Source organism: Streptomyces sp. NPDC046379 (assembly GCF_055587785.1).
Window position 1 is genome coordinate 140,095 of the sequence record NZ_JBVJFP010000006.1, and the last position, 19,771, is coordinate 159,865.

At 72.2% G+C, this 19,771-nt stretch carries 17 protein-coding genes; 7 read left to right on the top strand and 10 right to left on the bottom strand.

The window, feature by feature from the left end; genetic code table 11:
• The first annotated feature begins 20 nt into the window (after positions 1-20).
• From tal to pgl, 4 genes are read left to right on the top strand one after another with little or no spacing between them, the layout of a single operon-like run.
• Positions 21-1,139: a transaldolase gene (tal, locus tag ACZ6KF_RS13320; protein ID WP_356635587.1), complete on the top strand. Its 1,119-nt coding sequence runs from the start codon at positions 21-23 to the stop codon at positions 1,137-1,139.
• Positions 1,140-1,143: 4 nt separating this feature from the next.
• Positions 1,144-2,682, top strand: coding sequence for a glucose-6-phosphate dehydrogenase (gene zwf / locus ACZ6KF_RS13325; protein ID WP_469159802.1), 1,539 nt, complete (start codon positions 1,144-1,146; stop codon positions 2,680-2,682).
• Entirely contained in the window at positions 2,679-3,740 is a 1,062-nt protein-coding gene (gene opcA / locus ACZ6KF_RS13330) for a glucose-6-phosphate dehydrogenase assembly protein OpcA (protein ID WP_469159801.1), read from the top strand. The genes zwf and opcA overlap by 4 nt, the downstream gene beginning before the upstream one ends.
• On the top strand, positions 3,737-4,519 hold the full coding sequence (pgl, locus tag ACZ6KF_RS13335) for a 6-phosphogluconolactonase (RefSeq protein WP_356635581.1): 783 nt from the start codon (positions 3,737-3,739) through the stop codon (positions 4,517-4,519). Before opcA ends, pgl begins: the two co-directional genes overlap by 4 nt.
• A 57-nt stretch (positions 4,520-4,576) precedes the next feature.
• Here pgl and ACZ6KF_RS13340 read toward each other — a convergent pair whose 3' ends face one another.
• The 5 genes from ACZ6KF_RS13340 to ACZ6KF_RS13360 form a co-directional block, all read right to left on the bottom strand.
• Entirely contained in the window at positions 4,577-5,416 is an 840-nt protein-coding gene (locus tag ACZ6KF_RS13340; RefSeq protein WP_356635579.1) for a carbohydrate ABC transporter permease, read from the bottom strand.
• On the bottom strand, positions 5,413-6,771 hold the full coding sequence (locus tag ACZ6KF_RS13345; RefSeq protein WP_469238476.1) for an ABC transporter permease subunit: 1,359 nt from the start codon (positions 6,769-6,771) through the stop codon (positions 5,413-5,415). The genes ACZ6KF_RS13340 and ACZ6KF_RS13345 overlap by 4 nt, the downstream gene beginning before the upstream one ends.
• A gap of 5 nt (positions 6,772-6,776) precedes the next feature.
• On the bottom strand, positions 6,777-8,105 hold the full coding sequence (locus tag ACZ6KF_RS13350; RefSeq protein WP_356635575.1) for an ABC transporter substrate-binding protein: 1,329 nt from the start codon (positions 8,103-8,105) through the stop codon (positions 6,777-6,779).
• 53 nt (positions 8,106-8,158) lie between these two features.
• Positions 8,159-9,787, bottom strand: coding sequence for a glycoside hydrolase family 13 protein (locus ACZ6KF_RS13355; RefSeq protein WP_356635573.1), 1,629 nt, complete (start codon positions 9,785-9,787; stop codon positions 8,159-8,161).
• A gap of 148 nt (positions 9,788-9,935) precedes the next feature.
• The gene (locus ACZ6KF_RS13360) at positions 9,936-11,204 is read right to left on the bottom strand and encodes an ABC transporter substrate-binding protein (protein ID WP_469238477.1); all 1,269 of its coding nucleotides are present in this window, start codon (positions 11,202-11,204) and stop codon (positions 9,936-9,938) included.
• A 126-nt stretch (positions 11,205-11,330) separates the two neighbouring features.
• Here ACZ6KF_RS13360 and ACZ6KF_RS13365 point away from each other — a divergent pair, with 126 nt between their 5' ends.
• From ACZ6KF_RS13365 to ACZ6KF_RS13375, 3 genes are all read left to right on the top strand, one after another.
• Positions 11,331-11,846 (top strand): PadR family transcriptional regulator, encoded by a 516-nt coding sequence (locus tag ACZ6KF_RS13365; RefSeq protein ID WP_356635569.1) that lies wholly within the window; start codon positions 11,331-11,333, stop codon positions 11,844-11,846.
• A gap of 101 nt (positions 11,847-11,947) precedes the next feature.
• Positions 11,948-12,679 carry an ABC transporter ATP-binding protein gene (locus tag ACZ6KF_RS13370; RefSeq protein ID WP_356635633.1) on the top strand — a complete coding sequence of 244 codons (732 nt, stop codon included), beginning with the start codon at positions 11,948-11,950 and terminating at the stop codon, positions 12,677-12,679.
• Positions 12,680-12,737: 58 nt separating this feature from the next.
• Complete coding sequence (locus ACZ6KF_RS13375; protein ID WP_469238478.1) at positions 12,738-15,020, top strand: ABC transporter permease; 2,283 nt, start codon at positions 12,738-12,740, stop codon at positions 15,018-15,020.
• A 53-nt stretch (positions 15,021-15,073) separates the two neighbouring features.
• On the opposite strand, the gene pgi is transcribed toward ACZ6KF_RS13375, so the two are convergent.
• From pgi to ACZ6KF_RS13400, 5 genes are all read right to left on the bottom strand, one after another.
• Positions 15,074-16,726: a glucose-6-phosphate isomerase gene (gene pgi, locus ACZ6KF_RS13380; RefSeq protein ID WP_356635565.1), complete on the bottom strand. Its 1,653-nt coding sequence runs from the start codon at positions 16,724-16,726 to the stop codon at positions 15,074-15,076.
• 157 nt (positions 16,727-16,883) lie between these two features.
• The gene (locus ACZ6KF_RS13385) at positions 16,884-17,219 is read right to left on the bottom strand and encodes an RNA polymerase-binding protein RbpA (protein ID WP_073952427.1); all 336 of its coding nucleotides are present in this window, start codon (positions 17,217-17,219) and stop codon (positions 16,884-16,886) included.
• Between the two features lie 216 nt (positions 17,220-17,435).
• The gene (secG, locus tag ACZ6KF_RS13390; protein WP_356635562.1) at positions 17,436-17,672 is read right to left on the bottom strand and encodes a preprotein translocase subunit SecG; all 237 of its coding nucleotides are present in this window, start codon (positions 17,670-17,672) and stop codon (positions 17,436-17,438) included.
• A gap of 101 nt (positions 17,673-17,773) precedes the next feature.
• Complete coding sequence (tpiA, locus tag ACZ6KF_RS13395; protein WP_356635560.1) at positions 17,774-18,550, bottom strand: triose-phosphate isomerase; 777 nt, start codon at positions 18,548-18,550, stop codon at positions 17,774-17,776.
• Positions 18,551-18,556: 6 nt separating this feature from the next.
• On the bottom strand, positions 18,557-19,768 hold the full coding sequence (locus ACZ6KF_RS13400; RefSeq protein WP_356635558.1) for a phosphoglycerate kinase: 1,212 nt from the start codon (positions 19,766-19,768) through the stop codon (positions 18,557-18,559).
• Positions 19,769-19,771: the final 3 nt, after the last annotated feature.

Here is a 19,771-nt window from a genome sequence, read left to right on the forward strand (position 1 = left end):
ACGTAGGAGATGCAATTTCCATGACAGACGCACTCAAGCGCCTCTCCGAAGAAGGCGTCGCGATCTGGCTGGACGACCTGTCGCGCAAGCGGATCACGTCCGGCAACCTCGCCGAGCTGATCGACCAGCAGCACGTCGTGGGCGTCACCACCAATCCGACGATCTTCCAGAAGGCGATCTCCGAGGGCGACGGCTACGACCAGCAGCTGTCGGACCTGGCCGCCCGCAAGGTCACCGTCGAGGAGGCCATCCGGATGATCACCACGGCGGACGTCCGCGACGCCGCCGACATCCTGCGCCCGGTCTACGACGCGACGAACGGCCAGGACGGCCGGGTGTCCATCGAGGTCGACCCGCGCCTCGCGCACGACACCCGGGCCACCGTCGCCGAGGCCAAGCAGCTGGCCTGGCTGGTGGACCGCCCCAACACGCTGATCAAGATCCCGGCGACCGAGGCGGGCATCCCGGCCATCGCCGAGGTCATCGGCCTGGGCATCAGCGTCAACGTCACGCTGATCTTCTCCCTGGAGCGCTACCGCAAGGTCATGGACGCGTTCCTGACCGGCCTGGAGAAGGCCAAGGAGCGGGGCCTGGACCTCTCGCAGATCCACTCGGTGGCGTCCTTCTTCGTCTCCCGCGTCGACACCGAGATCGACAAGCGGATCGACGCGCTGGGCACCGACGAGGCCAAGGCGCTGCGCGGCAAGGCCGCCGTCGCCAACGCGCGCCTCGCCTACCAGGCGTACGAGGAGGTCTTCTCCTCGGACCGCTGGGCCGCGCTGGAGCGGGCGGGCGCCAACAAGCAGCGTCCGCTGTGGGCGTCGACGGGCGTCAAGGACAAGGCGTACAGCGACACCATGTACGTCACCGACCTGGTCGCGCCGAACACGGTCAACACCATGCCGGAGGCCACGCTGCTGGCCACCGAGGACCACGGCGAGATCACCGGCGACACCGTCGCCGGGACGTACGAGCAGGCCCGCGCCGACCTGGACGCGGTCGAGCGGCTCGGCATCAAGTACGACGACGTGGTGCAGCTGCTCGAGGACGAGGGCGTCGAGAAGTTCGAGGCGTCCTGGAACGACCTGCTGGCGTCGACCGAGGCCGAGCTGAAGCGTCTCGCCCCCTCGGAGGGCTGAGACCTTGGCTCCCCTTCCCGGTTCCGGAGCGAACCCGCTCCGTGATCCCGCGGACCGACGGCTCCCGCGCATCGCGGGGCCGTCGGGCCTGGTCATCTTCGGCGTCACGGGCGACCTGTCGCGCAAGAAGCTGATGCCCGCGGTGTACGACCTCGCCAACCGGGGTCTGCTGCCGCCGGGCTTCTCGCTCGTCGGGTTCGCCCGCCGCGAGTGGGCCGACGAGGACTTCGCCCAGGAGGTCCACGACGCCGTCAAGGAGCACGCCCGCACCCCCTTCCGCGAGGAGGTCTGGCAGCAGCTCGTCCAGGGCATGCGCTTCGTCCAGGGCACCTTCGACGACGACTCCGCCTTCGAGCGGCTGCGGGCCACCATCGAGGAGCTGGACAAGGCGCAGGGCACAGGCGGCAACTTCGCCTTCTACCTGTCGGTGCCGCCGCGGTCCTTCCCGGTGGTCATCCAGCAGCTGAAGAAGCACGGCCTCGCCGACCAGAAGGGCGGCTCCTGGCGCCGCGCGGTCATCGAGAAGCCGTTCGGGCACGACCTGAAGTCGGCCGAGGAACTCAACGCGATCGTGCACGAGGTCTTCGCCCCCGACCAGGTCTTCCGCATCGACCACTACCTCGGCAAGGAGACGGTCCAGAACATCCTGGCGCTGCGCTTCGCCAACACGATGTTCGAGCCGATCTGGAACCGGTCGTTCGTGGACCACGTGCAGATCACGATGGCCGAGGACATCGGCATCGGCGGCCGGGCCGGCTACTACGACGGCATCGGCGCCGCCCGTGACGTCATCCAGAACCACCTGCTCCAGCTGCTCGCGCTGACCGCGATGGAGGAGCCCGCCTCCTTCGACGCCGACGCGCTGGCCGCGGAGAAGACCAAGGTGCTCGGCGCGGTCAGACTGCCCCGGGACCTGGGCCGGGACACCGTGCGCGGTCAGTACGCGGCCGGCTGGCAGGGCGGCGCCAAGGTGATCGGCTACCTCCAGGAGGAGGGCATCGACGGCGCGTCGAAGACCGACACCTACGCCGCGATCAAGCTGGGCATCGACAACCGCCGCTGGGCGGGCGTCCCCTTCTACCTGCGCACCGGCAAGCGGCTCGGCCGGCGCGTGACGGAGATCGCGGTCGTCTTCCAGCGCGCCCCGCACTCCCCCTTCGACACGACGGCCACCGAGGAGCTGGGCTCCAACGCGATCGTCATCAGGGTCCAGCCCGACGAGGGCGTGACCGTCCGCTTCGGCTCGAAGGTGCCGGGCACGTCGATGGAGATCCGGGACGTGTCGATGGACTTCGCGTACGGCGAGTCCTTCACGGAGTCGAGCCCGGAGGCGTACGAGCGGCTGATCCTGGACGTGCTGCTCGGGGACTCCAACCTGTTCCCGCGCACCGAGGAGGTCGAGCTGTCCTGGAAGATCCTCGACCCGATCGAGGAGTACTGGGACACGCACGGCAGGCCCGCGCAGTACCCGGCCGGGACGTGGGGACCCGTCGAGGCGGACGAGATGCTCGAACGAGACGGACGGAGCTGGCGCCGGCCATGAAGATAGACCTCACCGACACCACGGCCGGCAAGGTCAACAAGGCGCTCGTGCAGGGCCGCCGGGCCATCGGCACGCCGGCCGTCGGCATGGTCCTCACCCTCGTCATCGTCACCGACGAGGAGAACGCCTACGACGCCCTGAAGGCCGCCAACGCCGCCTCGCACGAGCACCCGTCGCGCACCCTGGTCGTCATCAAGCGCGTCTCGCGCACCCCCCGGGACCGCACCCAGTCCCGGCTCGACGCCGAGGTGCGGGTGGGCGCCGACGCGGGCACCGGCGAGACGGTGGTGCTGCGGCTGTACGGCGACGTGGCGGAGCACGCCCAGTCGGTGGTGCTCCCGCTGCTGCTGCCGGACGCCCCCGTGGTCGTCTGGTGGCCGGTGGACGCGCCGCTGGACGCGGCCGGCGACCCGCTGGGCGCGCTGGGCCAGCGCCGGGTCACCGACACGTACGCCTGCGAGCAGCCGGTGTCGGCGCTGGCCGAGCGGGCCGCCGCCTACACGCCGGGCGACACGGACCTGTCGTGGACCCGCATCACGCCCTGGCGCTCGATGCTGGCCGCGGCCCTGGACCAGGTCGCCTGCGAGGTGCGGTCGGTGGACGTGGAGGGCGAGGAGTTCAACCCGAGCTGCGAGCTGCTGGCGATGTGGCTCGCGGACCGGCTGGGCGTCCCCGTCCGGCGCTCGCCGTCGGCCGGTCCGGGCCTGACGGCGGTGCGGATGGAGACCGACTGCGGGCCGATCGTGCTGGACCGGGCCGACGGTTCGCTGGCCACGCTGTCGATCGAGGGGCAGCCGGACCGTGCGGTGGCGCTCAAGCGCCGGGACACCGCCGAGCTGCTCGCGGAGGAGCTGCGGCGGCTGGACCCGGACGACACCTACGCGTCGGCGCTGCGCTACGGCGTGGACCGGCTCCAGGCGGCGGACGCCGCGCCCGCCAAAGGGGGCGGCGAGGGCGAGGGGCCGGTCGCGGTCCGCACCCCCGTCGAGGAGGCCGCGAAGGCTCCCGCCAAGGACGCGGCGGCGCCGGCGCCGGTGAAGAGGGCGGCGGCGAAGTGAGCACTCCCCAGCTGGTCGTGCACCGCGACAAGGAGCTGATGGCGCAGGCCGCCGCGGCCCGGCTGATCACGAGGATCGTGGACGCGCAGGCCTCGCGCGGCTCCGCGTCGATCGTGCTGACGGGCGGCCGCAACGGCAACGGGCTGCTCGCCGCGCTGGCCGCGGCGCCGGCCCGGGACGCGGTCGACTGGTCGCGCCTGGACCTGTGGTGGGGCGACGAGCGCTTCGTGCCCGAGGGCGACCCCGAGCGCAACGTCACCCAGGCCCGGAAGGCGCTGCTGGACTCGGTGCCGGTGGATCCGGAGCGGGTGCACGCGATGCCCGCGTCGGACGGCCCGCACGGCTCCGACGTGGACGCGGCGGCCGCCGCCTACGCCGAGGAGCTGGCCCGCGCGGCCGGCCCCGGCGACCACGGCGGCGTCCCGGCGTTCGACGTGCTGATGCTGGGCGTCGGCCCGGACACCCACGTGGCCTCGCTCTTCCCGGAGCTGCCGGCCGTACGGGAGACCGAGCGCACGGTCGTCGGCGTCCACGGCGCGCCCAAGCCGCCGCCGACCCGGATCACCCTGACCCTCCCGGCGATCCGGTCGGCCCGGGAGGTCTGGCTGCTGGCGGCCGGCGAGGACAAGGCGACGGCGGCGCGGATCGCCCTGTCCGGCGCGGGCGAGATCCAGGCCCCGGCGTCCGGCGCGAAGGGCCTCTCCCGCACCCTGTGGCTCCTGGACTCCGCGGCGGCGTCCCGGCTGCCGCGGTCGCTGTATCCTCCGGCGACGTCCTGAACAGGAGCGTCGGGCCCCGCTGCCGCCGCAGCGGGGCCCGACGCGTTCAAGGGGGGCCTACTTGACCGACCCCGCCATCACCCCCTGCACGAAGTGCCGCTGGAAGGCGAAGAAGACCACCACCGGCACCACCAGGGACAGGAACGCGCCCGGGGCGAGGACGTCGATGTTGCTGCCGAACTGGCGGATCTGGGACTGGAGTTCCACGGTCAGCGGCTGGGAGGCGCTGTCGGCGAAGAGGAGGGCCACCAGCATGTCGTTCCACACCCACAGGAACTGGAAGATGGCGAGCGAGGCGATCGCCGGCCGGCCCACGGGCAGGACGAGGCTGACGAAGACGCGCCATTCGCTGCCGCCGTCCATGCGAGCGGCCTCCAGCATCTCCTTGGGCATCTCGGCGAAGTAGTTCCGCAGCAGGAACACCGCGAACGGCAGCCCGTACGCGACGTGGAAGAGGACCACACCCGGAATCGTGCCGAACAGGCCGAGCTGGCCGAAGAGTTTGGCGACGGGGAGCAGGCCGATCTGGACGGGGACGACCAGCAGGGCCACGACGACGAGGAAGACGGCGTCGCGGCCGGGGAAGTCCAGCCAGGCGAAGGCGTATCCGGCGAGCGCGGCGATGACGACGACCAGGACCGTGGTGGGCACCGAGATCAGGACGGTGTTCCAGAACGCCTGGGTCATGCCGGAGTTCTCCAGCAGGGCCGAGTAGTTGTCGAAGGACAGCTGGCCGGGGCTGGTGAACACGGTCCACCAGCCGCCCTTCGCGGTGTCCTCGGCGGACCGCAGCGACGACAGGAACAGACCGGCCAGCGGTGTCACCCACACCAGGGCGACGACCACGAGGAAGGCCTGCACGACCCCGCTGCCCAGGTGGCGCCGGACGGCGTTCATCGCTGACTCCTTTTGAAGCGGCGGACGTTGAACACCATCGCGGGGACGACGAGCAGGAGCAGCAGCACGCCGAGGGCGCTGCCGAGGCCCTGGTTGTTGCCGCCGCCGAACGACACCAGCCACATCTGCGTCGCCAGCACGGTCGCGTCCTCCTGCACGGGTCCGGGCGCGATGATGTAGACGAGGTCGAAGACCTTCATCACGTTGATCACGAGGGTCACGAAGACCACGGTCAGCACGGGCGCCAGCAGCGGGACGGTGATCCGCCGGAAGATCTGCCACTCGTTGGCTCCGTCCATGCGCGCCGCCTCCAGCGCGTCCCGGGGCAGCGTGGACAGCCCGGCGCCGATGAGGACCATGGCGAACCCGGTCCAGATCCACAGGTACGCCCCGATGATCGCGGGCGTGACCAGCGCCGGCCCGAGCCAGGAGACGCCCTCGTAGGGCGGCGCGAAGTTCGCGGCGGGGAGCTTCACGGTGTACGGGCCCGGGTCGAGGCCGGGGAAGCGGAAGGAGCCGTCGGCGGCGGTGGTCGTGGAGGCGACCTTCTTGCCGTCGCGCAGCGCCTCGACCGTCATCTCGGGCAGCCCGCTCTCCTTCGGGTCGACCCTGCCCTGCTCCCCTCCCCCGCCGGGGGTGAAGTCGAGGTAGACGACGCCGCTCAGTTCGTCGGGTCCCGTCTGGCGCCCGGCCGCGGGGAGGGCAGGCCGGGCGCCGTCGGGCAGGTCGGCGGGGAGGACGCCGACCATGCCGAGCGTCAGCGCGTCCCCGGGGGCCGCGCTCGCGCTCGTCCGGTAGGAGCCGTCCGGCTCCTTGGTGAGGCCGTGGCCGTCGCGGGCCCGGGCCGTCGGATAGGTGGAGGTGCCCTCGAAGGCGTCGTGCACGGCGACGACGGCCGCGTTCAGCACGCCCTTGTCGGGGTCCTCGTCGTAGGCGAGGCGGAAGATGATGCCGGCGGCGAGGAAGGACACCGCCATGGGCATGAACAGCAGCAGCTTGAAGGCGGTGGCCCAGCGGACCTTCTCCACCAGCACGGCGAGGATCAGGCCGAGGCCGGTGAGCAGGGTCGGCGCGACCACGACCCAGATCGCGGTGTTGCGGATGGCCTTCACGGTGGCCGGGTCGCGGAACATCTCGGTGTAGTTCTCGCCGCCCACGAACTCGGTGCCGGAGGCGTCGAAGAAGCTGCGGCCGACGGAGTACAGCACCGGGTAGACGACGAGCGCGCCGAGCAGGAGCAGTGCGGGCAGTACGAAGAGCGCGGCGACGATCCGCCCGCGCCGCCGCGGGCGCCGGACGGGACCGGCGCCGACGGCGGACGGGGGGCTCGCCTCTTTGACGAGCGTGGCGGTCACGGCCGTCAGCCCTTGTAGGCCTTGGCCGCGGCGGCCTCGAGCTTGGCGGCGGTGCCCTCGGGGTCGGACGGGTCGCGCAGGAAGTCCTGGAGCAGCTTCCATTCACCCGCGCCCTTGGTGCCGCCGAACGCGGCCGGGGCCTGGTCGGACATGTCGAAGCGGACCGAGTCGCCGGCGTTGACGAGCGACTCGGCGGTGGCGCGGGTGACGTCGTCGCCGTAGGCGGCGAGGTCGAGCTTCTTGTTCGGGGACAGGAAGCCGCCGGCCTCCGCCCACACGGCCGCGGCCTCCGGCGTGGCCAGGTACTCCACGAGCGCCTGGCCGGCCTTGCGGTTCTTGCCGTCCTTGAGCACCACGGCCGCGTCGCCGCCGCTGACCACGGGCGCCTCGCCGTCGCCGACGGGCGGGAAGGGGAAGAAGTCGGCGTCCTTGCCGATGGTCCGGCCGAACTGGTCCTTGGCGACGCCGGCGACGAAGTCGCCCTCGTAGACCATGCCGGCCTCGGGCTCGGGTCCGAAGACCTTCTCCACGGAGCCGGGGAAGTCGGTGTTCAGGGCCTCCTGCTGCCCGCCCGAGATCAGCTGCTTGTCCTTGAACAGCTTGCCGAGGGTGGTGAGCGCCTCGACCACGCTGTCGTCGGTCCACTTCAGCTCGTGCGCGGCGAGGGCGTCGTACTTCTCGGGGCCGGCCTGGGACAGGTAGATGTTCTCGAACCAGTCGGTGAGGGTCCAGCCGTCCTGACCGGCGACCGAGAAGGCGGCGAGCCCGGAGTCGGAGATGGTCTGCCCGGCCTCCAGCATCTCGTCGTACGTCTTCGGCGGCTCGACGCCGGCCTGCGCGAGGGCGTCGGGGCTGTACCAGACGGTGGACTTGTGGGCGGCCTTGAAGTAGAGGCCGTACAGGGTGCCGTCGACGCTGCCGTAGTCCTTCCAGACGCCGGCGAAGTTGGCGGCCACGGACTGCTGGGCCGTCTTCGACAGCGGCTCCAGCCAGCCGCTCTTGGCGAACTGCTGGAGGACGCCGACCTGCGGGACCATCACGACGTCGGGGGCGTTGCCGCCCTCGATCTTGCTGCCGACGACGGTGGAGACGTTGTCGCCGGTGGAGACGAACTGCGTCTTGGCGCCGGTCTTCTCGGTGAAGGCGTCCAGCACCTTCTGGAAGTTCTTCTGCTCGGTGCCGGACCACACGCCGGCGACGGTGACCGTCTGGCCGCTGAACGCCTGGTCGCCGCCGCCGGCGGAGACGGGCTCGCTGTCGCCGCAGGCGGTCGCGCCGAGCGCGAGGACGAGGGCGGTGCAGCCGGCGAGCAGGGTGGTACGTCGTCGCATCATCGTTGATGTCCCTTCGGAGGTGGGGCGGTTCGGGTCTGGTGGGGCCGGGCGGCTCACAGGTCGGTGATCCACCAGGCGGCCGTGGAGCCGGGGAGCACGCCGGGCGGGCAGGGGGCGCTGGCGAGCAGCGGGGTGCCGGGGACCGGGGCGGGGGTGGGGGCGGTGCCGAAGTTGACGGCGCAGACCAGGCCGTCGCCGCGGGTGAAGGCGAGCACGCCGGGCGGGGTGTCCATCCAGCGCAGCGTTCCGTCGCCCAACTGCGGGAGCTGGGCGCGCAGTTGCAGACCGTCGCGGTAGAGGTGCCAGAAGGAGCGGGTGTCGGCGAGGGCGCGTTCGGTGACGTACTCGGCGAAGTACGAGGGCTGCGGCAGCCACGGCTTGGCGCTGTCGGTTCCGGAGGTGAAGCCGAACGGGGAGGCCTGTCCCGACCAGGGCAGCGGGACCCGGCAGCCGTCGCGGATGCGGGCGCGGCTGCCGGTGCGGCGGTAGATCGGGTCGGTGAGGACGTCGTCGGGCAGGTCGACGACCTCGGGCAGGCCCAGTTCCTCGCCCTGGTAGATGTACGCCGAGCCGGGCAGCGCCAGCATCAGCAGGGCTGCGGCGCGGGCACGGGCGGCGCCGAGGCCGCTGCCGTGCGGGGCGGGTTCGCCGTAGCGGGTGACGGTGCGGACCTGGTCGTGGTTGTTGAGCACCCAGGTGACCGTGGAGCCGGTGCCCGCGATGTCCTGCATGGCCTCGGAGATGACCTTGCGGAAGGCGTCGGGGTCCCAGGGGGCGCCCAGCAGGTCGAAGAAGAAGGCCTGGTGGAGTTCGTCGGGGCGGACGTAGTGGGCGTGTTCGCGGGCGGTGGGCACGGACACCTCGCCGACGAGGAGGCGTTCGCGGCCGTCGCGCGCCGTGTACTCCTCGCACACCGCCCGCCAGTGCCGCCACACGTCGTGCACCTCGGGCCGGTTCCAGGCGAGCGGGTTGACCGAGTCGCGGGTGCGGGCGTCGGCCTCCGGGTCGGGCGAGTCGGGCAGCTGAGGGTGCTTGAAGAGGCCGGCGGCGACGTCGATGCGGAAGCCGTCGACGCCCCGGTCGAGCCAGAACCGCAGGACGCGGTCGAACTCGGCGGCGACCTGCGGCTCGCGCCAGTTCCAGTCGGGCTGTTCGGGCGTGAACATGTGCAGGTACCACTGGCCGGGGCGGCCGTCCGGCTCGGTGATCCGGGTCCAGGCGGGGCCGCCGAACATGGCGTGCCAGTTGTTGGGCGGCTCGTCGCCGCCGGGGCCGCGTCCGTCGGCGAAGTGGAAGCGGGCACGGGCCGGGCTGCCGGGCGGCGAGGCCAGCGCCTCGCGGAACCAGGGATGCTCGCTGGAGCAGTGGTTGGGGACGATGTCGAGCAGCACCTTCACGCCGAGCCGCCGGGCGGCGGTGACCAGCCGGTCGAACTCGTCGAGGTCGCCGAAGAGCGGGTCCACGTCGCAGTAGTCGGCCACGTCGTAGCCGTGGTCGTGCTGCGGGGACGGATAGAAGGGGCTCAGCCAGATGCCGTCCACCCCGAGCTTCTTGAGGTACGGCAGCCCGGCCCGGACGCCGGCGAGATCGCCGACCCCGTCCCCGGTGCTGTCCAGGAAGCTGCGGACGTACACCTGGTAGATCACCGCGTCCCGCCACCAGTGGTGCTGCTTGCTCGACATGCATGCATGTTAGGTAGCGACGCTGGGAGGGTGTCAACGAAGTGAACAGAACATCCCGGCCAGTTGACCGAATAAAGCGGGCATTATCCGGACACGCCGAGGGCAGTTGGAATATCGCCGTTACCTAACGAGTAACTATGCGCTGCTGTCAGCGGGAGACGGCCGCCAGCTCACGCGCCAGCCTGCGCACCGCGTCCTCGGGCGTCTGGCGCCCGTTCATCGCGTCGTGCACGACCGCCTGCACGGCCAGGCTCACCTGGTCGTAGCGCGGGCTCTTGGGCCGCGGCGCGGCGGCGAGCACGCTCGCCCGCAGGGTCGGCAGGTAGGGGAACGCCCGGATCAGCACCGGGTCCTCGTACAGCTCGGCGCGCACCGGCGGCAGCGCGCCGCGCGTGAGGACCTGCCGCTGGACCCGTTCCCCGGTGAGGTACGCGATCAGCCGCGCGGCCGAGTCGGGGTGCCGGGCATGGGTGCTGACGGCCAGGTTGGAGCCGCCTAGGACACTCGTCCCCGGCCCGTCCGGACCGGGCAGCGGCACGGCGCCGACCTTCCCGGCGACCCGGGAGCCCTCGGCGGACGCGGCGACGTACGCGTAGGGCCAGTTGCGCAGGAAGAGGAGCCGGCCGTCCTGGAAGGCCTGCTTGGACTCCTCCTCCTTGTACGTCAGCGCCTCCTCGGGGATCCATCCCTCGCGCACGCCCCGGGCGAGGAAGCCGACGCCCTCGCGGGCCGCCGCGGAGTCCACGGTGACCCGCGCGCCCTCGTCGCCGAGGATCGTCCCGCCCGCGGAGTACACGGCCTCCGCCACGTTGACGGTGAGGCCCTCGTAGGGCAGGAACTGGCCCGCGTAACCGTCGAGTCCGTGCCGCGGCGCGAGGGTGCGCGCGTACCGCTCGAGCTCGGCCCAGGTGCGCGGCGGCGGGACGCCCTCCGCTTCGAGGACGTCCTTGCGGTAGAGCAGCAGCCCGGCGTTGGTGACGTACGGGACGGCGTACAGCCGGCCGTCGTAGGTCGCGGTGTCCACGACCGGCGGCAGGAACGTCCGCAGCGGGAAGCGGTCGGGCGGCAGCGGGCGGATCCAGCCGGCTGCGGCGAACTCCGAGGTCCAGTTGACGTCGATGTTGAGCACGTCGAACCGGCTGCGGTCGCCGGAGCGCAGGTCGGTCGCCATCTGCGCGCGGGTCTCGTCGGCGGAGTCGGGCAGCTCGACCAGGGTGACCCGCTCGCCTGGGTGGGTGCGGTTCCAGCCCTCCAGCAGGGGGCCGAGATAGCCGGTGAGGTCCCCGGCGGTGGCCAGGGTGAGCGGGCCGCGCCCGCCGTCCGCCGCGTCCTGGGCCCGCGCCCCGGAGGCGGCGTAGCCGGTCAGGACCACGAGGAGGACGAGGAGGCCCCTACCGGCGGCACGCATCCACCGCATAGGTTCCTCCCTGTACCACCGGCGCCGGGCCCCGTCGCCCGGCGTCAGAGGCATGTATACCTGTTAGGCAATGGGCGATACTAGGGCCTTGGCACACCTCACGCGGCGGACAGGAGGACTGCACGAGTGCGCCTCCCCCTCCTGGCACTCCTCGCACGCGGCCCGGCCCACGGCTACGAACTGAAGCAGGACCTTGAGCAACTGCTGGGCTCCGCGTACCCTCAGCCGAACGTCGGCCAGATCTACGTCACCCTCGGCCGCCTCGAGAAGTCCGGACTGATCGAGGGCGAGGACGTCGAGCAGTCGAGCCGGCCCAACAAGAAGGTCTACCACCTCACCGACGCCGGGCGGGAGGAACTGCGCGCCTGGTACGCGGAGCCCTCGGACGAGCCCCGGGTGCGGGACGAGTTCTTCATGAAGCTGGCGCTCGCCCCGCAGACCGGTCTCGCCGACCAGATCGCCCTGATCAACAAGCAGCGGCGCCAGTACCTCAACACCATGCGCAGTCTCTCCAAGCTCGCCGCCGCCGAGGACCGCGACAACCGCATCGCGCATCTTCTGATCGAGGGCGCGATGCTGCATCTGCAGGCCGACCTCGACTGGCTGGAGCGGTGCCAGGAAGAGCTGGAGGAGCTGGAGTGAGCGAGGGTTCCGCTCCCGCGCCGCGCGCCGGGACGCCCGTGGCCCGCGCCGGAGCGCCCGAGCCGCGCGCCGGGACGCCGGCGGCGCATGCCGAGGCGCCCGTGCTGCGCGCCGAAGGGCTGGCCAAGACGCACCACGGGGAGGGCGCCCCGGCGCACGCCGTGCGCGGCGTCGACCTGAGCGTGCGCCGCGGCGAGTTCGTGGCGATCACCGGCCCGTCCGGCGCCGGCAAGTCGACGCTGTTGCATCTGCTCGGCGGCCTGCAGCGGCCGGACGCCGGCAGCATCTGGCTGGACGGCGAGTGCACCGACTCCTACGGCGAGGCCCGCTGGGCGGTGGAGCGCAGGAAGCGCATCGGCATCGTCTTCCAGTTCTTCAACCTGGTGTCGAACCTGTCCGTCGCCGACAACGTCGAACTGCCCGCGCTGCTCGCGGGCGCCTCCCCGAAGCGGGCACGCGCCGAGCGGGAACGGCTGCTGGCCGAGCTGGGCCTCGCGGGCAAGGGGCGCAGCATGCCGGGCGAGCTGTCCGGCGGCGAGCAGCAGCGGGTGGCGCTGGCCCGGGCGCTGGTCAACCATCCGCCGCTGCTGCTCGCCGACGAACCCGCGGGCAGCCTGGACAGCCGGGGCACCCGCGAGGTGATGCGGCTGCTGTCCCGTTTCCACCAGCGCGGGCAGACCATCCTGCTCGTCACGCACGACGCCCGGCTGGCCAGTGCGGCGGACCGGGTGATCAGCTTCTTCGACGGGCGGATCGTGGACGACGCCGAGCTGGACGCCGCCCCGCCGCCGCGCCGCCGCGGCATATCCGGGGTGCTGGAGCTCAAGGACTGAGATGCGCGAGAAGGACTGACATGCGCGAGTACGACGTCCGCGGCCGGGAGGGCTGACCGTGCGAGCCACCCTGCGCTGGGCGCACTCCGATCTGCGCGCGCACCGCGGCGAGGCGCTGTTCCTGGTGCTCGCCACCGCGGGCATCGTCGCCTCCCTGCTGCTGGCCGCCGCGCTCTTCGGCTATGCCACCAACCCCTGGCAGCGGGTCTTCAGCCAGTCCCGCGGCGCCCATGTCTGGCTGCACACCGACGCCGCCGCCGACACCGGGAAGCTGGCCTCGCTGGACGGCGTGGAGTCCGTCGCCGGGCCCTACCCGACCGCCTCCGCCACCGTCGCCGCCCGGGGCACCCGCGCCTCCGTGCAACTGCGGGGCACCGCCGACCGGCCGGACGCCGTCCGCCCGCCGCTCGTGGCCGGCGACTGGCTCGACCCGACCCGGCCCGACGGGGTGGTCCTGGAGAGCCGTCTCGCCCGCGCCCTGCTCGCCGAGCCCGGCGACACCCTCGCGCTGACCGCCGAGGGCCGCCGGCTGACCGTGCTGGGCATCGCCGACAGCGCCGAGCCGGGGTACCGGCCGGGCGAGCGGCCGGGTCTGGTGTGGGCGCCGCCGGCCGCCGTGGGCGACCCGGACGGGCAGGTGGTCGGACTGCGGCTGACGGATCCGCAGGACACGGACTACGCCGTCCAGCGGGCGGTGACCGTGCTGGGCGCCGGGGCGATCGGCGAGGTCTCCACCTGGCGGCAGGCGCGGGCCGAGGCGCAGGGCGACGACCGGCTGCTCGGCCAGGTGCTCGGGTTGTTCGGGCTCGGGGCGCTGGTCGCCGCCGGGTTCGCCGTGCACGGGGCGATCGGCACCCGTATCCGCGGTCATCTGCGGGACATCTCCGTGCTGAAGGCGATCGGCTTCACGCCGGCCCAGGTCGTCCGGGTCTTCCTGCTCCAGCACCTGGCCTACGCGCTGCTGGGCGCGGTGGCCGCGGCGGCGCTGACCGAGGCGCTGGGGAGCCGGGTGCCGGGGCGGCTCGGGGACGCGGTCGGGGTGTGGCAGGGCCTGCCGGGACACACCCTGGCGCTGTCCGGGGTGCCGGTGGCCGCGGTGCTGTTCATCGGCGCGACGACGGGGCTGGCGGCGTGGCGGGCGGGGCGGGTGCCGCCGGTGCCGGTGCCGCGGCCGGCGGCGCCGCTGGGCGGGCGGCTGTCCGGGGTGGCCCGGCGGGCGCTCGGGGTGCGGGTGCCGCCCGCGCTGGTGCTGGGCCTGCACCGGGCCTTCGCCCGGCGTCCGCGATCCCTGGCGGCGGTGGCCCGGCTGGGGCTGCCGCTGCTGCTGATCGTGGTGGCGATGAGCGCGTGGACCACGCTGGACCGGGTGCACCACAGCCCCGAGCGGATCGGCCTGCCGGCCGCGCTCACCGTCCGCGCCGACGCCGGCCTCGGCGACCGGGACGCCCGCGCCCTGCTGGCCCGCGACCCGGGGGTCGCCGCCGCCTACCCGGGCGTGGAGGTGGCGGCGCTGGTGCCGGGCCAGACGGCGACCATCGCCCTGCGGGGCCTCGGCACCCACCGTGAGCCCTACCCGTACGCCCTCGCCGAGGGCCGCCCGGCCCACGGCCCGGACGAAGCGGTGGCCGGGCAGGGCCTGCTGGACCTCCTGGACGTGCGGGTGGGCGACTGGGTGCGGATGACCGTCGGCGACCAGCCGCAGATCCTGCACATCGTCGGCCGCAGCATCGAGCCGGAGAACGCCGGCCGGGTCATCTCGACCTCGCTGGACACCCTGCGCGCCAACGACCCGCGCCTGCGCCCGACCCTGTACCAGCTGCGCCTGAAGCCGGACGCCTCCCCCGAGGAGGTCACCGCCCGCCTGACCGGTGCGGGCGAGGGCCGGCTGGACGTGCACGCCGTGACCAACCCGGCGGACGGCCTGTCCCCGCTGCGCGCGGTGGTGCTGGGGCTGATCGCCGTGCTGGCCCTGATCGGGCTGATCGAGTTGCTCACCGCGATCAGCGGCACGGTCCGCGAGGGCGAACGGGACCTGCTGGCGCTGAAGGCCATCGGTCTGTCACCGCGCCAGATCACCGCGATCACGGTCACGGCCACCGCCTGCACGACCCTGACCGCCGTCGCCCTCGCCACGGCCCTGGGCCTGCCGCTCGCCCGCTGGCTGATCGACGCCCAGGGCAGATCGAGCGGCATCGGCGCGGGCATCGCCCAACTCCCCTCCCCCGCGCTCCTGTTGGCCCTGGCGGCGGCGGCCGTGGCGGGAGCGGCGGCCCTGGCGGCGGTCCCGGCGACCCGGGCGGCCCAGCGCCGCCTGGCGGACACCCTCAGCGCGGTGGCCTGACGGGAGACGACGTGCGCCCCGGCGGCGTGGAGCACGCCGCCGGGGCGGGAAGGTCAGCCGCGTCCCCGCAGCTCCCGGTACTTCGCCACCAGCGCCTTGGTGGAGGCGTCCAGGCCCGGGACGTCCGTGCCCTCCGTCAGGGCGGGCTCGACGCGCTTGGCGAGGACCTTGCCCAGCTCCACGCCCCACTGGTCGAAGGAGTCGATGTTCCACACCGCGCCCTGCACGAACACCTTGTGCTCGTACAGCGCGACCAGCTGGCCGAGCACCGACGGCGTCAGCTCGCGCGCCAGGATCGTCGTCGTCGGGTGGTCGCCCTTGAACGTCTTGTGCGCGACCAGTTCCTCCGGGACCCCCTCGGCCCGCACCTCGTCCGGCGTCTTGCCGAAGGCCAGCGCCTGCGTCTGGGCGAAGAAGTTGGCCATCAGCAGGTCGTGCTGGGCCTTCAGCTCCTCGCTCAGCTCGGCGACCGGCTCGGCGAAGCCGATGAAGTCGGCCGGGATCAGCTTGGTGCCCTGGTGGATCAACTGGTAATAGGCGTGCTGCCCGTTGGTGCCGGGCGTGCCCCACACCACGGGCCCGGTCTCCCATTCGACCTCGCGCCCGTCCCGGTCCACGTACTTGCCGTTGGACTCCATGTCGAGCTGCTGGAGGTACGCCGTGAACCTGGACAGGTAGTGGCTGTACGGCAGTACCGCGTGCGACTGGGCGTCGTGGAAGTTGCCGTACCAGATGCCCAGCAGGCCCAGCAGCAGCGGCACGTTGGACTCGGCGGGCGCGGTGCGGAAGTGCTCGTCGACCAGGTGGAAGCCGTCGAGCATCTCGCGGAACCGGTCGGGGCCGATGGCGATCATCAGGGACAGGCCGATGGCGGAGTCGTACGAGTAGCGCCCGCCGACCCAGTCCCAGAACTCGAACATGTTCTCGACGTCGATGCCGAACTCGGCGACCTTCTCCGCGTTCGTCGACAGGGCGACGAAGTGCTTGGCCACCGCCGCGTCGTCGCCCAGCGCGTCCAGCAGCCACTTGCGCGCCGACGTGGCGTTGGTGACCGTCTCGATGGTGGTGAAGGTCTTGGACGCGATGATGAACAGCGTTTCCGCCGGCTCCAGGTCCCGCACCGCCTCGTGCAGGTCGGCGCCGTCGACGTTGGAGACGAAACGAAGCGTCAAGTCCCGTGCGCTGTAGGGCCGCAGCACCTCGTACGCCATCGCCGGGCCCAGGTCGGAGCCGCCGATGCCGACGTTGACGACGTTGCGGATCGGCCTGCCGGTGTGGCCGGTCCACTCCCCGGAGCGCACCCGCTCCGCGAAGCCGGCCATCTTGTCGAGGACCGCGTGCACCTTCGGCACGACGTTCTCGCCGTCGACCTCGATCACCGCGTCGCGCGGGGCGCGCAGTGCGGTGTGCAGGACGGCGCGGTCCTCGGTGGTGTTGATCTTCTCGCCGCGGAACATGGCGTCCCGCAGGCCGAACACGTCGGTCGCGGCGGCCAGCTCGCGCAGCAGCCGCAGCGTCTCGTCGGTGACCAGGTGCTTGGAGTAGTCGACGTACAGGTCCCCGACCTGCACGGTGTAGCCGCTGCCGCGCCCGGGATCGGCGTCGAACAGCTCCCGAAGCCGCACCTCGCCCAGCTCCTCACGGTGCTTGGCCAGCGCGGACCACTCGGGCATCTGGTTGAGCCTGATACGGCCGTCTGCGTTCATCTGGGACTCCAGCCTTCTTCCTGCCTGTGCACCCTGGTGCGTAGCTGCCCCGCTGCCGGACCCAACCTAATGGATCAAAGTGAAGCCGGCCCGCTGCGGTCCAGGTGCCAGACAGGTCCGGCCGGGCGCCCACGGGCGTCCGGCCTGATGTCGACTGTCAGATCTCGCCCCGCAGTTTGGCGAGCGCCTCGGCGAGGATCGCCTCGCCGTCCGCGTCGCTGCGCCGCTCCCGGACGTACGCCAGGTGCGTCTTGTAGGGCTCGGTGCGCGGCGGGGCCGGTGGGTTGTCCTGGTCCTGGCCGGCCGGGAAGCCGCAGCGCGGGCAGTCCCAGGTGTCGGGAACCTGCGCGTCGCTGGCGAAGCTCGGCTGGGTCTCGTGTCCGTTGGAGCACCAGAAGGAGATGCGCAGACGCGGCGCGGACTCGCCGCGCTCGGCCTCGCCCATCGGCCCCGCCCCGACCCGGCTTCCTCGGATCGCGTTGCCACTTGCCACGGTCGTAACTCCCTGCGTGATGGTGCCGCAAAGCGACTCGGCGTTTCGCTTCGCTGCGAGCGCCTCAGTCTACGTAAGGCCCAACGCGCGTCCAGTGATTGGAGTGACAAGCCCCCCATCAAGACGCAAGCCCCATGATAGGCCGCGCTCAGCTGCGCGTACCCATCATGGGGCCTTACGTGCGGAAGTGCGTGGTGCGGTGCGGCTGCGATCCGATCAGCTGTCGATCTTCATCAGGATGCCCAGCACGACAATGCACGCGAACCACAGCAGACCGACCACCACGGTGATGCGGTCGAGGTTGCGCTCGGCGACGGAGGAGCCGCCGACGGACGTCTGCATACCGCCACCGAACATGTCGGAGAGGCCGCCGCCCTTTCCCTTGTGCATCAGCACCAGCAGCATCAGCAGCAGGCTGAAGACGATCAGGGCGATCGAGAACCCCAAAACCACGGCTGGACCAACTTCCTCGGATACGGATGGACGACGGGGGCACGACGGCCTGAAGCCACCGCGCCCCCGCAAGGGTACGACGTATCGTCGTCAGCGCATACTCACTGGTCGCGGAAGCGCACGATCCTGACGAACTCGTCCGCGTCCAGCGAGGCGCCGCCCACCAGGGCGCCGTCGATGTCGGCCTGCGCCATGATCTCGGCGACGTTGCCGGCCTTGACGGAGCCGCCGTACTGGACGCGGACCTTGTCGGCCACGTCCTGGGAGTACAGCTCGGCGACCTTCGCGCGGATCGCGGCGCAGACCTCCTGGGCGTCCTCGGCACCGCAGACCTTGCCGGTGCCGATGGCCCAGACGGGCTCGTAGGCGATCACGATGCTCTCGGCCTGCTCGGCCGGCAGGCCCTTGAGGCCGCCCTCGACCTGGGCGAGCGTGTGGGAGACGTGGTTGCCCGCCTCGCGGACCTCCAGCTCCTCGCCGACGCACATGATCGGGGTCAGTCCGTGCTTGTAGGCGGCCTTGACCTTGGCGTTCACCAGCTCGTCGGTCTCGCCGTGGTACTGGCGGCGCTCGGAGTGGCCGATCGCCACGAACGTGCACTTCAGCTTGGCCAGCATGGCGCCGGAGATCTCGCCGGTGTAGGCGCCGGAGTCGTGCGCGGAGATGTCCTGGGCGCCGTACTTGATCTTCAGCTTGTCGCCGTCGACCAGGGTCTGCACGGAGCGCAGGTCGGTGAAGGGCGGCAGGACGGCGACCTCGACGGCCTCGTAGTCCTTGTCGGCCAGGGCGAAGGCGAGCTTCTGGACGTGGGCGATGGCCTCGAGGTGGTTGAGGTTCATCTTCCAGTTGCCCGCCATCAGCGGCGTGCGAGTGGTCATGCGGGGTCAGTCCTCCAGTGCGGCGAGGCCGGGGAGCGTCTTGCCCTCGAGGTATTCGAGGGAGGCGCCGCCACCGGTCGAGATGTGGCCGAATGCGTTCTCGTCGAAGCCCAGGGTGCGCACGGCGGCGGCGGAGTCGCCGCCGCCGACCACGGTGAAGCCCGGGGCGTCGATGAGGGCCTGGGCGACCGCCTTGGTGCCCTCGGCGTAGTCGGGGTGCTCGAAGACGCCCATGGGGCCGTTCCAGAAGACGGTGGCGGCGTCGGCGAGCTTCGAGGCGTACAGCTTGCGGGTCTCGGGACCGATGTCCAGGCCCAGCTTGTCGGCGGGCATGGCGTCCGCGGCGACGGTGGCCGGGTTGCCGGGGGCCTTGGTCTTCAGGTCCGGGAAGGCGGCGTCGACCACGACGTCGACCGGCAGCACCAGCTCGACGCCGTTCTTCTCGGCGCGCTCCATGTACTCCTTGACGGCCGGGAGCTGGTCCTCCTGGAGGAGGGAGACGCCGACCTCGTGGCCCTTGGCCTTGAGGAAGGTGAACACCATGCCGCCGCCGATCAGCAGCCGGTCGGCCTTGCCGAGGAGCTGGTCGATCACGGCGAGCTTGTCGGAGACCTTGGAGCCGCCGAGCACGACGACGTACGGGCGCCGCACGTCGTCGGTGAGCTTCTTCAGGACGCCGACCTCGGTGGCGATGAGGAAGCCGGCGTAGTGCGGCAGCCGGGCCGGCAGGTCGTAGACGGAGGCGTGCTTGCGGTGCACGGCGCCGAAGCCGTCGCCCACGTACACGTCCGCGAGGGCGGCCAGCTGCTCGGCGAAGGCGGCGCGCTCGGCGTCGTCCTTGGCCGTCTCGCCCGCGTTGAAGCGCAGGTTCTCCACGACCGCGACGCCGCCGTCGGCGAGGCCGGCGACCGTGGACGTGGCGGAGTCGCCGACGGTGTCCGTCGCGAACGCCACGTCGGCGCCGAGGAGTTCGCCGAGCCGGGCGGCGGCCGGGGCGAGCGAGAAGGCGGGGTCCGGGGCGCCCTTGGGGCGGCCCAGGTGAGAGGCGACGACCACGCGGGCGCCCGCCTCGGCGAGGGCCTTGACGGTGGGCACCACGGCGCGGATGCGGCCGTCGTCGGTGATGACGGAGCCGTCCAGCGGCACGTTGAGGTCGGCGCGGACGAAGACCCGCCGGCCGGCGACGCCTTCGGCGAGCAGTTCGTCGATGGTCTTCATGAG

Coding starts and splice junctions, on each gene's coding strand:
- ACZ6KF_RS13400 (WP_356635558.1), bottom strand. CDS start 19,768: ATGAAGACCATCGACGAACTGCTCGCCGAAGGCGTCGCCGGCCGGCGG.
- ACZ6KF_RS13350 (WP_356635575.1), bottom strand. CDS start 8,105: ATGATGCGACGACGTACCACCCTGCTCGCCGGCTGCACCGCCCTCGTC.
- tpiA (WP_356635560.1), bottom strand. CDS start 18,550: ATGACCACTCGCACGCCGCTGATGGCGGGCAACTGGAAGATGAACCTC.
- tal (WP_356635587.1), top strand. CDS start 21: ATGACAGACGCACTCAAGCGCCTCTCCGAAGAAGGCGTCGCGATCTGG.
- ACZ6KF_RS13340 (WP_356635579.1), bottom strand. CDS start 5,416: ATGAACGCCGTCCGGCGCCACCTGGGCAGCGGGGTCGTGCAGGCCTTC.
- ACZ6KF_RS13360 (WP_469238477.1), bottom strand. CDS start 11,204: ATGCGGTGGATGCGTGCCGCCGGTAGGGGCCTCCTCGTCCTCCTCGTG.
- pgi (WP_356635565.1), bottom strand. CDS start 16,726: ATGAACGCAGACGGCCGTATCAGGCTCAACCAGATGCCCGAGTGGTCC.
- opcA (WP_469159801.1), top strand. CDS start 2,679: ATGAAGATAGACCTCACCGACACCACGGCCGGCAAGGTCAACAAGGCG.
- ACZ6KF_RS13355 (WP_356635573.1), bottom strand. CDS start 9,787: ATGTCGAGCAAGCAGCACCACTGGTGGCGGGACGCGGTGATCTACCAG.